We start from the raw sequence: 13282 nt of genomic DNA on the forward strand, positions 1-13282 counted from the left end.
GACGTTAAGCAGCCATGTACACACTCGCGCGAATTCCAAACAACAAAAGTATGAAAATTATAAAAAAGGTTGTTTTCGTGGAAAGACCCCTCCACCCGTTGGGAGGTATCCTTTGTAGTACAGAGAGGCTTTTCGAACCTTCGGTTGTAAGCGCTCTCGATTCCATTTTTCGGAAAGGGGAACTACCGATGAAGAGAGGATTGCCAGGATTGCTGATCGCGGTGCTGCTCTTGGCCCTGACGGCCTGCAACCTCGCCGAAAGCCAAACCGGTGATGCTGAGAAGGGATACGTCGGCCTTGCGATGCCAACGAAATCATCCGAACGCTGGGTGGCTGACGGAAAGAACATGGAGCGGCTGTTTCAGGAAAAGGGATATAAAACCGATCTTCAATTCGCCGAGGACGTGATTGAAAACCAGATTTCCCAAATCGAGAACATGATTACGAAAGGGGTCGACGTCATCGTCATTGCTTCCATTGACGGCAATACGCTGACAGACGTGATCAAGAAGGCTCATGATCAGGGAATTAAGGTTATCGCTTATGACCGGTTAATTCGAAATACCGAGCATTTAAGTTATTATGCCACCTTCGACAATTTCCAGGTCGGTGTTCAGCAAGCATCTTATATTGAAGAGAAGCTTGGCCTGAAGGAAGGGAAGGGGCCGTTCAATATCGAGCTGTTCGGCGGATCGCCGGACGATAACAATGCTTACTTCTTCTATGACGGCGCGATGTCCGTGCTGAAGCCTTACATGGATTCAGGCAAGCTTGTGGTTCGGAGCAAGCAGACTACGATGGCCCAGATTGCGACCCTGCGCTGGGATGGGGCTTTGGCCCAGTCGCGGATGGATAACCTGATCAGTGCCAACTATTCGAGCGAAAACTTGGATGCGGTGCTGTCGCCCTACGACGGGATCAGCATCGGCATTATCTCTTCGCTCAAGGGCGTAGGCTACGGGACAGCGGCCAAGCCGCTGCCGATCATCACGGGTCAGGATGCGGAGCTAGCTTCCATTAAATCGATCGTGGCCGGAGAGCAAACGCAGACGGTGTTCAAGGACACGCGCCAGCTCGCCGAACAAGCGGTCAAGATGGCGGAGAGCGTGCTGAAGGGAGAAGAGGCCGAGGTCAACGATACGGAATCGTACGATAACGGCATCAAGGTCGTGCCAGCCTATCTGCTCCCTCCCGTATCCGTTGATGCTTCCAACGTGGAGAAAGAGGTTGTGGAGACGGGCTATTATTCCAAGGAAGAAATCGGATTGAAATAGCCTTTAGGCAGCGAACACGAAACGATAGGAAGGTGAAGCCAGATGTCAGAGTACATTCTTGAAATGCGGAATATTACGAAAGCGTTTCCCGGGGTGAAGGCGCTGGATAACGTGAATCTGAAAGTTCGCGAAGGCGAAATCCACTCCCTGTGCGGGGAGAACGGAGCGGGCAAATCCACGCTGATGAAAGTGCTGAGCGGCGTGTATCCACACGGCTCGTATGAGGGAGATATTTTGTTCAAAGGCAGCGTCTGCCAATTTAAAAATATTAAGCAGAGTGAAGACCTGGGCATCGTCATCATCCATCAGGAGCTTGCGTTGATCCCGTATCTGTCGATTGCCGAGAACATTTACTTGGGGAACGAGCGCGCAGAGAAGGGCATTATGAACTGGAACGAGACGATGATCGGAGCTAAAGAGCTGCTGGATAAGGTGGGACTCAGCGAAAACCCGAACACGCAGGTCGGCAGCATTGGCGTCGGCAAGCAGCAGCTGGTCGAAATCGCGAAGGCCTTATCGAAGAAGGTGAAGCTGCTTATTCTGGACGAACCGACGGCAGCGCTCAACGAGGACGACAGCGAGAACCTGCTTGAGCTGATGCTGGAATTCAAGAAGCAGGGAATCTCCTGCATCCTGATCTCCCATAAATTGAACGAGGTGTCAAAGGTATCGGATTCCATTACGATTCTGCGCGATGGTCAGACCATCGAAACGCTCGATATGAGAGGCGGCGAGGTGAACGAGGACCGGATCATCCGCGGCATGGTCGGCCGGGATTTGACGAACCGCTATCCGGAGCGGACACCAAAAATCGGGGAAGTCATTCTGGAGATTAAGGATTGGACGGTGTATCACGAGCAGCAAGCAAGCCGCAAAGTAATTGATAAAGTTAATATGAATATCCGCCGGGGGGAAATCGTGGGCATTGCCGGGCTGATGGGTTCCGGCCGGACCGAGCTTGCGATGAGTGTTTTCGGTAAGGCATACGGCAGGAATATTACAGGAACATTGCGCAAAGACGGGAAGGAAATCCGGAATCAATCTATTACCGAGGCGATTGAAAACGGCTTTGCTTACGTGACCGAGGACCGCAAGGAATACGGGCTGATCCTCATGGACGATATCAAACGTAACATCTCGCTGACCGGACTGTCCAAGCTGGCAAAGAACATGGTCATTAATGAACGGGAAGAAATCCTCGTGGCGGAGGATATGCGGAAGAAGCTGAAAATCAAAACGCCGAACATTCTCCAGAAGACGGGAAACCTCAGCGGGGGGAACCAGCAGAAGGTTGTCTTGAGTAAATGGATATATGCCGAGCCGGACATTCTGATCCTGGATGAGCCGACGCGGGGGATTGACGTTGGGGCCAAATACGAGATTTACGCGATCATTAACCAGCTGGCGGATGAGGGCAAGGGCGTGCTTGTCATTTCCTCGGAGCTGCCGGAGATTATAGGGATCTGCGACCGGATTTATGTCATGAGCGCGGGACGGCTGACCGGAGAAGTTAGCAGAGAGCAGGCTTCGCAGGAAACCTTGATGAGATACATGACCAAGAATGGAGGGGCTTAAGATGGAGACACTCAAAAAAATGTTCAAAAACAACATCCGCCAATACGGGATGATTATCGCCCTTGTTGTCATTATGATATTTTTCCAGATCATTACGGGCGGACTTCTGCTGGAGCCGATCAACATCACGAACCTGATTCTCCAGAACAGCTACATCCTCGTATTAGCCATCGGCATGGTGCTTGTCATTATTACGGGTCATATCGATTTGTCGGTCGGTTCGGTAGCCGCGTTCGTCGGTGCGGTTGCAGCGATCATGATGGTCGATATGCAGCTGCATCCCGTCATTGCCGTCATCGTATCCTTGATCGTCGGCGGTCTGATCGGAGCTTGGCAGGGATTCTGGGTAGCTTATGTGAAAATACCGGCCTTTATCGTAACTCTGGCGGGCATGCTCTTGTTCCGCGGTCTAACCATGATCGTGCTGGAGGGCCAATCCATTGCGCCGTTTCCGGGAGGCTTCCAGAAGCTGAGCTCCGGCTTTATCCCGGACTTCGGCAATACCGGCACCAATCTGATCGCCATTCTGGCGGGCATCGTCTTTACGGTTATTTTCCTGATCAATGAGCTTCGCGAGCGAAAATCGCATAAAAAATACAACTTCGAAGTTCTGCCAAACGGCTTGTTCCTCTTGAAGCTTATCCTAATTGCAGCGGTGATCAATGCCTTTACGTTCATGCTGGCCAGTTATGCCGGCCTCCCGAACATTCTGATTCTGCTGTTGGTGCTGATCATCATCTATTCCTTCGTGATGAACAAAACCGTGATGGGCCGTCATATTTATGCGCTCGGCGGCAACGAGAAGGCGGCGGGGCTGTCCGGCGTGAAAACCAAGAAGGTCACGTTCTGGGTATTCGTTAATATGGGCGTAATGGCAGCGATCTCCGGGTTGATCTTTGCCGCCCGCTTGAACGCGGCGACGCCAAGAGCCGGCACGAACTTTGAACTGGATGCCATCGCGGCGAGTTTCATCGGCGGCGCATCGGCCACCGGCGGGATCGGTACGGTCTTTGGCGCCATCATCGGCGGTCTTGTCATGGGCGTGCTTAATAACGGGATGTCGCTGGTGGGTCTTGGCATCGACTGGCAGCAAGGCATCAAGGGTCTGGTTCTTCTCGCGGCGGTAGCCTTCGATATTTATAATAAAAAGAAGAGCAGCGCTGCTTAATTCAAGCAATGTAAAGAATGATAAATGGCTGACTCCGGAGTAGATATGCTGCTACCCGTGAATCAGCCATTTTGGCGTACATGTTACATTTTGATCGTAACTCTTCGCGTGATCAGCCGAATCAGAATAAGTGCAATCAGGATGACGATCAGGGAGCCTGCAAGAGAGACCGGCAGCGTAACGGAAAAGTCAGTCGTGACCGGCAGCCACTGTTCCCATATGGAAGCCAGCTCGAATTGCCATAATGCATCCATGAAGGCGATCAACACGAGGGCTAAGGCGATCCACCCCAAGCCGCGAATCCAGCCAAACCGGTAAAATCCGGATCCAATCATCCATCCCATCAGATAGTAGATAAAAATTTGGACGCCGTAGGAGACAAGTATCAGCAGCCAGTTGTTATCGAGCATCTGCAGCAAGGTGCTGCTGGCATCATGGGAGGTAACCATCCCGATGATCCAATTGACCAGACCCACCACGACTGGAAAGGCCAATGATAGATAGACGGCCGCCAATGCGGCTCCTTTAAAGAAATCCCTGCGCGTAATCCCGTTTCTTACATAATAGCTCAGAAAGCCGTAAGCAGAAATGATGCCGATGACGAGCATAAATCCTTTGGTTGAACGGTAAGTGATAGAGAAGAAGTCCTCCTCTGCGATTCCTTCGCGAACATTGACACCCATGCTGGTACCGATGCCGACTCCAATATAGATCAGCAGCACAACAAATAGAAAACCCATGGACCAACTGCCTTGCTGAATAAACATGTCCGTCGAAACTCTGGTTACGGCAGATGACGTTTTTTTCATGCGGAATATTCCTCCCCCGTCAGATGGATAAACAAGTCCTGGAGTGAGATCGGCCCGATCTCAAGCCCCGCCCGATGTGCGGCCAGCTGGGCTTCCTCGCTTAATTCTCCATAGACCATGACGGCTTTGGTAGAACCGAGCTGCTGCACGTTCAGCACCTTCATACCCTGGATGTATTCATCCACCTTTGCCGCCGGGCCCGTAATGGAAACGCCTCGGGATGTGAGGCTTTCATAATCGTCTTGCAGCACGAACTGGCCTTTGTGAATGATAATGACTTCTTCGAACAGATAATCCATCTCCGAAACCAGGTGGGTGGAGAGAATGAATGTACGGGGATGGCGCTCCTGGTCTTCCAGCAGCTCCCGGTAAAAAATTTCGCGTGACGGCGCATCCATGCCGAGATAAACCTCATCCAATATGGTCACCGGCGAGCGGCTGGCAAGGCCGATGCATACGTTAAAAGCGGATTGCATCCCTTTGGAAAGCTCCTTCAGCTGTTTATCCAAGGGCAAATTGAATTTGCGTGCAAGCTCAAGGGCATATCCGGTATCGAAATGGGGCCGGTGTCTGGCTGCCGATTCAATCGCTGCCTTGACTTTGTCGGTCTCGTCTTTATAGTCGATATCGTAGATGAAGGAGACCTCCTTCATGATTTTTGCATTTTCAAACGGCTGCTCACCGCCGACCGTAACCGATCCCGATGAGGGTTCACGAAATGAAGCAAGAACAGACAGAAGCGAGGTTTTGCCTGCTCCGTTCCGCCCCAAGAGACCATAAATTTTGCCGGCCGGGAGATGAAACGAAACATTGCGGACGGCTTCGAGGTCACCATATACCACCGATAGGCGATCAAACTGAATATCAAGATTCATGGACGTCACTTCCTTTTAACTGGGTTATGATTTGAAAAAGCTCATCCGTGGATAAGCCGAGTTTGTCTGCTTCCTGTACCATAGGCACCACATAATGTTCCGCAAATGCACTCTTTCGGGTCTGGAGCAGCATTTCCTTGGCCCCCTCTGCAACAAACATGCCGACACCTCGCTTTTTATAGATGAGTCCGGAATCAACCAGCAGGTTGATGCCCTTTAATACCGTGATGTGATTGATTTTGTAAAATTGGGAGAGCTGCGTCGTGGAAGGAACCTGTTCACCTTCAAGCAGTAGATCATTCACGATCTGGTCCTCGATCTTCTCCTTGATCTGGATGAACAGGGGCTTATTATCTGGGTGTACGGTACCGCTCAATAAGAATCACCGCCTTGCCTTCATGTCCTGTTAAGGTTATATACTCATATATATGACTATATAACCAAAAGGTGAATCGAATGTCAAGCATTTGGTTGGATATCACGAATCATCAAAAGTTTTGGTAGAGAACAACGTCAAAAATGCCGACCAGAACGATCTGGTCGGCATTAATCTAAAAGGTGATGCGTAAGGTTTGAGGGACATGCGCTGCTTAGCCGTTCACTTTGCCTCCAAAGTCTCGGAAGCGTCCATGGGAGGGAGCTTTCCCCGTTTTAAATCACGGATCGTCAGTCCAAAATCGATCTGCAGATGCGGATAATCCGGGAAGTTGGCCCAATCGCCGCCCCACTGGAAGCCTAAATCTTTGGCAATTTCCACAACTTCCATCCAGTCAGCCTTGCCGTTTCCGTTCCCGTCATATTCCATATCCCAGATGACGCTTCCATCCTTTAGCCTTAGCGCAAAATCAATCGCAAGTCCATAGTTGTGGAGGGATTCTCCGGCTTTGGCATTCGTCACGATGTCGCCCTCGGTGCTGCGCCCCTGATTGTAGATGCGGGTCTGCTCTTCATGGCTGCGGTAACCGTCCGTTATGATGATCATGATTCCTTTTTTCTTGGTGAGGCGGACAAGCTCATTCTTTTGCTGTAATACATAGGGGTGGAGCTGGGTGACTTCAGGTGTTTCTTTACTGTTAAAATCAAAATCGAGATCGTTGATGAATCCCGGTATGGAGGTTTGCAGCTGCATATAAAATATGGCGAGTAATAAGGCAGCAATCAGGAACAGTGTCGTTTTTTTGCGTTTGATCATGAGGACTCTATAATCTACCTACTTTCATATGATGGCTTACTCTATTATATCGGCATCCCGTCCCGTATTCCAACAGACGGGACCCCTGACCAGATATCGACATGAATAGCAATCCATGGTTTATCGCATCCTATTCATAAACATGTACGCTATCCGGAAAAGGGGGAATTGCAATGAGCAACATACAAAATATGTCGATGAGACTCAACCAGCTATCGGGCCAATTGACCGCTGCAGCGCAAAACGGGGGAATGAGCGAAGTCGGGATGATCGTAAGTGAGCTAAGCCATATCCAAGCCGAGCTTCAAAGCGCCCAGGCAGGGGTTACGCCTGAAACTTCTTCTGCCGTCCGGCAGGAGCTGGTGAATTGCCGAATGGTCTTGCATGGGATGATGAACGCAGTGCAGGATATCCGAACATCTATAGCGGAGCAGTACCGTCAGGTGCTGGGCGAGAACAAAACGGCATTCGAGCAAATGGACGAGACTGCGCAGCAGAGCGGGTACGCCGAAGCTTATCGACATCGTCAGCTGTTCCAGCAGATGGACCAAGTCAGCCAGCAGCTTCATCAGCTGGACGGCTCGATGCTGGACGCAGGTTATCAGATGGAGCGGGGACAGGTGGCCGGCGACAGTCTGAATGGAGCCGTAACGATTGAGGGGCTGACTTCCGGTACCGACGACAACGGAAGTTTGATGTGAGACTGCTCGATCGGAGGGACGGAACAGGATGTATCGCCGGATGGACGTGACTTTAGAGGCGGCCCGCGGTGAACGACTGGAAGTGGTATCCCGATAAGACATTTGATGCGGATGGCAAAATATATCAGCCGAGTAGTTTGCAAGCAATAAAAAGGAGCTGCGCGTATAGCGCGGCTCCTTTTGTGATTGAGTTTATGTCCTTAGGCTTTCCGCCATTCCTCGACAGCTTTATGCAGACGAGACAACGCCTCATGGACGGTGGCGCGCGTGCAAGCCAGGTTCATGCGCATGAAACCTTCGCCTTCCTTCCCGAAGGCCGCCCCGCTGTTTAATCCAAGCTTCGCCTCTTGAACCAGGAAGCGATTTAAGTCCTCGTGGGACATGCCCATTCCACGGAAATCAATCCACAGCAGGTAAGTAGCCTCCGGTATAACCACCTTCAGCTCGGGCAGATGCTCCTGTGCGTAATTCGCAACCAGCTCCATGTTCCCGCGGATATAAACCAGGAGTTCATCCAGCCATGGTTCGCCCTCACGGTAAGCGGCCTCGGTGGCGGCGGCGCCCATCGGTGTAATGGAGCCAATGGCGTAACGGTTCAGTATTTTGCGGAATTTGCTGCGCAGCTGCGCATTCGAAATGATAATGTTTGCCGTGTTCAGACCGGCGATATTAAATGTCTTGCTTGGCGCGGTGCAGATGATGGAACGTTCGGCGGCATCCTCGGACAGAGCAGCGAATGGCGTATGCGCCCCGGATTCAAACACCAGATCCGCATGGATTTCATCGGATACGACAAGCACATCGTATTGCTGGCAGAGAGAAGCCAGTCGCTCTAATTCTGTTCTGCTCCACACCCGGCCCACCGGGTTGTGCGGACTGCACAGAATGAGCATTTTGATTTTGCCTGTAGAAAAGCTCTTCTCCAAGTCTTCGAAATCCATCGAGTAATCGCCGTCCTCACTTCGAAGCAGCGGATTATGCACCAGCTCACGGCCATGGTCTTGAACGACGCTATAGAACGGCGGATAGACCGGCGTCTGGATGACGACTTGATCGCCCGGCTCGGTGAACGCATCCACGATCAGGCTGAGTGCCGGAACGACACCCGGACAGAATTGAATCCACTCCTGCTGAATACTCCAGCTGTGGCGTTTCTCCATCCAGTCGCATATCGCTTCACGGTAAGAGTCGGAAGGGAACGTATATCCAAATACACCATGCTCCACCCGTTGATGGAGCGCCTTTACAACGGCGGGAGGAGCGGCAAAGTCCATGTCAGCCACCCACATCGGAAGCGCATCCGGCACGCCGAAGATGGTGGGAACATTGTCCCACTTCTGACAGTCGGTACAGGTTCGGTCTATTGCAAGATCAAAATTCATATGTAAATTCCTCCTAGCAGAGATGAGTTAGCGTTAAGCTACAAATTTGGCTAATGTAATTAAGCCGGTAATTGTAATTACGTTTAGTATGGTCGATATAAGGACAGTTTGTGCAGCAAAATCAGGCTCATTCTGATATTCTTCCGCCAAAATGGATGAATTTACGCCAACCGGCATGCCTGAAGCAATGATCAGCGCTTGAGCCGGAACGCCTTTTAGCCCGAGCAGCAGCACGATCAGAATGCCGATGGCTGGCGCGACCAGCAGACGCAGCAGAACGCTGAGGTAAACATCGAGCCGGCGCAGGCGGAGCGGATATTTAATGATCTGTGCGCCAAGCGTCAGCAGGGCGATCGCGACCATGGATTGGTCCGCATACATCAGCGGCTGTGAGATAAAGACCGGGAGCGGCAACGCCAGGGCATGCAGCACAATGCCGATGACGAGGGCATAAGGAACGGGCATTTTTAGAAATCCGATGATGGCCTGTTTGTATAATCCTTCCGTCTTGGCTCCCTGAATGGAAATAACTCCGTACGTGAACGTAAGGAGGCTCTGAAAAGACATGATGAGCGCTTGTACCGAGCCGGCCATCGGGTCTCCCTTGAAGGCCAGATCATTGATCGGAAGGCCGTAGTTTCCCGAATTATCGAGCAGAAGGCTGTTGGTAAAAGCAGCTCTCATCCCCCGATTGAATTTGCGCTGCTTGGCAACCAGCATGCTGATCACGTAGAGCACGCCGATATAGAGCGCATAGAATAAGGCCACCATGCCCAGGAGCTGCGGTGACATTTTGGATTCGTACATACTCATAAATACCGCTGCAGGCGTAATGTAGTAAAAGTTGATTTTGGCGAGTGTGTACAAATCGAGTTTGAAGGCATATTGCATAATGATGCCAAAACCTATCAGGACAAAGATGGGAAGTACCACTTCTAGTAAAATGTCAGCGATCATGCTGTTGTCATCTTCTTTCCATGAGTGTAGCTTAAGGTAACTATCTGGCTGTCGTATGACGCCATGTCATTATATCATGACAACGGATTGTTGACACTTGATTCCGTATGGAAAAAAGAACAATTGTTGCTGTCCGCGTTACGGTCGCTTTATATCCAGGCTGTACGCAAAAAGGGTGCTCCCTTGGCCGATGACCAGGGAACACCCTTGAATGGCTGTAGCAATAGGTGCGTCTGTCGACGCGCCATTATTGCGGGTTGGTTGTCCAAATCCCGGCGGATTTGACAAATACCCGCTGCGGCAGCTTCAGTGCAGCGAGCACAAGCTCAGCTACGTCTTCCGGCTGCATCATCCGGTCCTCGTCCCCGATCTTCAGGCCGGCATTGACGGCAAGATCCGTGTTCACGGTGCTTGGGGTCAGTGCGGTCACCCGAATGTTGTGTTTGCGGACCTCCTGGAGCACGGCTTCGGTCAGTCCCATAACGGCAAATTTAGAAGCGTTATAGGCAGAGCCTGTGGCGAATCCGCGCTCTCCGGCCGTAGAAGAGATGTTGATGATATCGCCCATGTTATGCTCAATCATGCCGGGCAGCGCTGCGCGCGTCATGTAGTAAGTCCCCATCAGATTTACGTCAACGATACGTTTCCAGGCTTCAGGTTCCATTTCCAGCAGATTGCCGAACTGGGCAATGCCCGCATTGTTAATCAGAATGTCTACCGATCCGAGCTCCATGTTTACCGCTGCAAACGCAGCCTCTGCCTCGCTCTGCACGGAAACGTCGGCAACTGCAGCCACGGCTCTGACACCATATTGTTCAGCAACCAGGGCGCTCAGCGGCTCCAGATCAGCTGCCGTACGGGCGACAAGCCCAACGTGCACGCCTTCCTTGGCAAGAGCAATCGCCAGAGCGCGTCCAATCCCTTTACCTGCACCCGTGATGAGGGCTGTTTTATTTTTCAGGCTCATGTACACTCACTCCTTCACATCAATAAAAAATATGGTTTCGTTGACCAGTATACCCTGTAGCATCGGCTACTACCAAATGCCATCGACAGGAATTTGTTATAATCGTAGCAGCGAAAAAACGTAACGTGTTCATTATTATTTCAGGAAGTGGAGGAACAATCTATGCTGCACGCGCTGGATATCATAACCGCTTTTCGGCAGGGGGATGAAGCGGCTGCCAAGAGGTATCCATGGTTAATGAAACTGGTATCAGCCGAAGAACGAATCGTGAATCTGGAACGGATTACGTCCATTGGCCAATTGGCACATGCCAACCCCGTGCTCGATTATGTAGAACGTACATTGAAGATACTGGATTCGCTGCCTGTTTCCTATTGGATCAAAGAACTGCTGGAAGAAGTACTGGTGTGGGCGGAAACGGCCAAGGGCGGAACGATGCGGGATCGCCTTCGCTGGCAGCAGTCGGGTATGAACTTGTTCCTTCATAATATCGGGTCTGCCCAGTTATATGAGAGACATATCCGGGATTGCAACGGAACCATGTCTCCGCATGAGGAGATGGTCCATACACTCATACTTACCCATGGACTGCTCGGTCAACACATTCGCGGGGAAGTCGCTTTTGAGGAGAATCTGCCGCTGCATAAGCTTACGGAGGAAGGACGGCTGACCGCGGAGGAGTTGATCCGGCTGCTAATCCCCTTGAATCACTGCATCATCGGCGGCGTATCGGAGGAGCTCTGGCATTCCGTTCAGGAAGAAATAACTCAGCTTATTCGGAATCTTGCCGAAGGGGACGTACCGGATCGGTGGACTTACGAGGAACGGCTGCGCCGTCTTCGATCCGTTTCGATTGCCCGCGGAGAAGACTTCGATAAGCAGCTTCATGGGATTCGTGAGCAGTGTGATCTGCCAGCAGTTCTGCATGGATTTCAGGATATGACGCTCTGGTACGTGGAAGCCGCCTTGCAGGATTTCTCGTTGGAAGAATTCGTGAAGGTTCTCCTGCTTGCTCTCCATTCGGAGAAGCGAAACATGGATCAGCCGCTTGCGGAGGGGCAGGGGGATCGGCTGCTACCGGATTCGGCGAACCACTTAAGCTTTGAGCCGCTGATGAACGATATGTATTACGATTACAAAGGCGTCAAGAAGCTGAACGTATATAAGAAGAGAATGATTGAGCAATATTTGCGCCAAACGGATTGGACGTCTTGCCTTCATGGGTCGGTGATGGCCAACCCGCATCTGAGCCACCGGATTGAACGGAAGCCGGAGCTGCCGGATACGATATTTTTTACCTTCGAATTCTCGCAAGCAGCGGAGAAACTAATTGAATTTTGCATCGAAGCGGAGAAATCGCCGCTCTATGAGAAAGCGGTCCTGCTCCTGTTCGACCTATTCGGCCTGCGCCGCGACGCCTACGACAGATTTCATAACGAAGAGAGTTATTTGAGCGATATGAACAGCACGGGAGATTATAAAAAAGTGATTCTGGATTATATAACGGGAACGGCGGTGCTGGATATCGGGCCCGGAGGCGGCGTGCTGCTTGATCTGATCGAGGAACGGCTGCCGCAAGCGCGCCCAGTCGGGATCGACATCTCCTCGAACGTGATTGAAGCGCTGGAGAAACGTAAACGCTTGGAGCACAAAGCATGGGAAGTGATGAAGGGGGACGCGCTGAACCTCAGGGATTACGTGGAGCCGGGGAGTGTGGATACGGTTATCTTCTCCTCGATTTTGCATGAGTTGTATTCGTACATTGAGACGGACGGTTCACGCTTCAATACGGCGACCGTGGAGGCAGCCTTGCTCAGTGCCTATGATGTGCTTGCTCCAGGGGGGCGCATCATCATCCGTGACGGGATTATGACCGAGCCCGAGGATGCCTGGAGAAGGATCCGCTTTCTTGAGGCCGACGGTATGGAATGGCTGATCCGATATGCCTCGGATTTCAAAGGGCGGGTCATATCATACGAGCAGCTGGCCGAGGCGGAAGTGCGCATGCCCGTGAACGATGCAATGGAGTTCCTGTACACCTATACTTGGGGCGCTGAAGCTTACGTTCATGAAGTGCAAGAGCAGTTTGGCTACTTTACGCCTACGCAGTATGCGGAGTGTATACGCAGGACGCTAGGTCCTGAGGCGATCATCCGCGTGCAGCAGCATTATCTGCAGGAAGGATATGCCGAGGCATTGGCTGATCGAATCGAATTCATGGATGAAGATGGAAAGCCGGTGAAGCTGCCTGACAGCACTTGCTTGTACGTCATCGAGAAGCCGGCCCATTCCTAGAAACAGGCTGTAACTTAGAAAAAGACCCGCACGCTCAATTCAGCGTACGGGTCTTATTTTGATTGTATCGTTAAACCTGCCGGTATG

Annotated in this window: 12 protein-coding genes; 5 read left to right on the plus strand and 7 right to left on the minus strand. The window is 51.5% G+C overall.

Going from position 1 to position 13282, the window contains the following annotated elements; all coding sequences use genetic code 11:
* Positions 1-188: 188 nt before the first annotated feature.
* From chvE to mmsB, 3 genes are read left to right on the plus strand one after another with little or no spacing between them, the layout of a single operon-like run.
* Positions 189-1274, plus strand: coding sequence for a multiple monosaccharide ABC transporter substrate-binding protein (gene chvE, locus MKX98_RS07535; RefSeq protein ID WP_194541385.1), 1086 nt, complete (start codon positions 189-191; stop codon positions 1272-1274).
* A 42-nt stretch (positions 1275-1316) separates the two neighbouring features.
* Positions 1317-2849 (plus strand): multiple monosaccharide ABC transporter ATP-binding protein, encoded by a 1533-nt coding sequence (mmsA, locus tag MKX98_RS07540; RefSeq protein ID WP_339222404.1) that lies wholly within the window; start codon positions 1317-1319, stop codon positions 2847-2849.
* Position 2850: 1 nt separating this feature from the next.
* On the plus strand, positions 2851-4017 hold the full coding sequence (gene mmsB, locus MKX98_RS07545; protein ID WP_194541387.1) for a multiple monosaccharide ABC transporter permease: 1167 nt from the start codon (positions 2851-2853) through the stop codon (positions 4015-4017).
* Positions 4018-4100: 83 nt separating this feature from the next.
* Here mmsB and MKX98_RS07550 read toward each other — a convergent pair whose 3' ends face one another.
* The 4 genes from MKX98_RS07550 to MKX98_RS07565 all read right to left on the minus strand — a co-directional run bounded on the left by MKX98_RS07550 (position 4101) and on the right by MKX98_RS07565 (position 6893).
* Positions 4101-4826 (minus strand): Tat pathway signal protein, encoded by a 726-nt coding sequence (locus MKX98_RS07550; protein WP_339222406.1) that lies wholly within the window; start codon positions 4824-4826, stop codon positions 4101-4103.
* Positions 4823-5701, minus strand: a complete 879-nt coding sequence (locus MKX98_RS07555; RefSeq protein ID WP_339222408.1) for an ABC transporter ATP-binding protein — start codon at positions 5699-5701, stop codon at positions 4823-4825. The genes MKX98_RS07550 and MKX98_RS07555 overlap by 4 nt, the downstream gene beginning before the upstream one ends.
* The gene (locus tag MKX98_RS07560; RefSeq protein ID WP_071223518.1) at positions 5691-6077 is read right to left on the minus strand and encodes a GntR family transcriptional regulator; all 387 of its coding nucleotides are present in this window, start codon (positions 6075-6077) and stop codon (positions 5691-5693) included. Before MKX98_RS07560 ends, MKX98_RS07555 begins: the two co-directional genes overlap by 11 nt.
* Positions 6078-6299: 222 nt before the next feature.
* Entirely contained in the window at positions 6300-6893 is a 594-nt protein-coding gene (locus tag MKX98_RS07565) for a M15 family metallopeptidase (protein WP_339222411.1), read from the minus strand.
* A gap of 173 nt (positions 6894-7066) precedes the next feature.
* On the opposite strand from MKX98_RS07565, the gene MKX98_RS07570 reads away from it, so the two are divergent.
* Positions 7067-7594, plus strand: a complete 528-nt coding sequence (locus tag MKX98_RS07570) for a hypothetical protein (protein ID WP_194541391.1) — start codon at positions 7067-7069, stop codon at positions 7592-7594.
* 200 nt (positions 7595-7794) lie between these two features.
* On the opposite strand, the gene MKX98_RS07575 is transcribed toward MKX98_RS07570, so the two are convergent.
* From MKX98_RS07575 to MKX98_RS07585, 3 genes are all read right to left on the minus strand, one after another.
* Positions 7795-8976: a PatB family C-S lyase gene (locus MKX98_RS07575; protein WP_216534760.1), complete on the minus strand. Its 1182-nt coding sequence runs from the start codon at positions 8974-8976 to the stop codon at positions 7795-7797.
* Positions 8977-9009: 33 nt separating this feature from the next.
* The gene (locus tag MKX98_RS07580; protein WP_194541393.1) at positions 9010-9933 is read right to left on the minus strand and encodes an AEC family transporter; all 924 of its coding nucleotides are present in this window, start codon (positions 9931-9933) and stop codon (positions 9010-9012) included.
* A 247-nt stretch (positions 9934-10180) separates the two neighbouring features.
* A complete protein-coding gene (locus MKX98_RS07585; RefSeq protein ID WP_220686211.1) occupies positions 10181-10900 on the minus strand; it encodes a 3-ketoacyl-ACP reductase in 720 nt (239 codons plus the stop codon).
* 162 nt (positions 10901-11062) lie between these two features.
* Here MKX98_RS07585 and MKX98_RS07590 point away from each other — a divergent pair, with 162 nt between their 5' ends.
* Positions 11063-13195: a class I SAM-dependent methyltransferase gene (locus tag MKX98_RS07590; protein WP_339222415.1), complete on the plus strand. Its 2133-nt coding sequence runs from the start codon at positions 11063-11065 to the stop codon at positions 13193-13195.
* Positions 13196-13282: the final 87 nt, after the last annotated feature.

Source organism: Paenibacillus sp. FSL W7-1332, assembly GCF_037969785.1.
Taxonomy (GTDB): domain Bacteria; phylum Bacillota; class Bacilli; order Paenibacillales; family Paenibacillaceae; genus Paenibacillus_AQ.

Coding starts and splice junctions, on each gene's coding strand:
- MKX98_RS07580 (WP_194541393.1), bottom strand. CDS start 9,933: ATGATCGCTGACATTTTACTAGAAGTGGTACTTCCCATCTTTGTCCTG.
- MKX98_RS07555 (WP_339222408.1), bottom strand. CDS start 5,701: ATGAATCTTGATATTCAGTTTGATCGCCTATCGGTGGTATATGGTGAC.
- MKX98_RS07570 (WP_194541391.1), top strand. CDS start 7,067: ATGAGCAACATACAAAATATGTCGATGAGACTCAACCAGCTATCGGGC.
- mmsB (WP_194541387.1), top strand. CDS start 2,851: ATGGAGACACTCAAAAAAATGTTCAAAAACAACATCCGCCAATACGGG.
- MKX98_RS07585 (WP_220686211.1), bottom strand. CDS start 10,900: ATGAGCCTGAAAAATAAAACAGCCCTCATCACGGGTGCAGGTAAAGGG.
- MKX98_RS07575 (WP_216534760.1), bottom strand. CDS start 8,976: ATGAATTTTGATCTTGCAATAGACCGAACCTGTACCGACTGTCAGAAG.
- MKX98_RS07590 (WP_339222415.1), top strand. CDS start 11,063: ATGCTGCACGCGCTGGATATCATAACCGCTTTTCGGCAGGGGGATGAA.
- chvE (WP_194541385.1), top strand. CDS start 189: ATGAAGAGAGGATTGCCAGGATTGCTGATCGCGGTGCTGCTCTTGGCC.
- MKX98_RS07565 (WP_339222411.1), bottom strand. CDS start 6,893: ATGATCAAACGCAAAAAAACGACACTGTTCCTGATTGCTGCCTTATTA.
- mmsA (WP_339222404.1), top strand. CDS start 1,317: ATGTCAGAGTACATTCTTGAAATGCGGAATATTACGAAAGCGTTTCCC.
- MKX98_RS07550 (WP_339222406.1), bottom strand. CDS start 4,826: ATGAAAAAAACGTCATCTGCCGTAACCAGAGTTTCGACGGACATGTTT.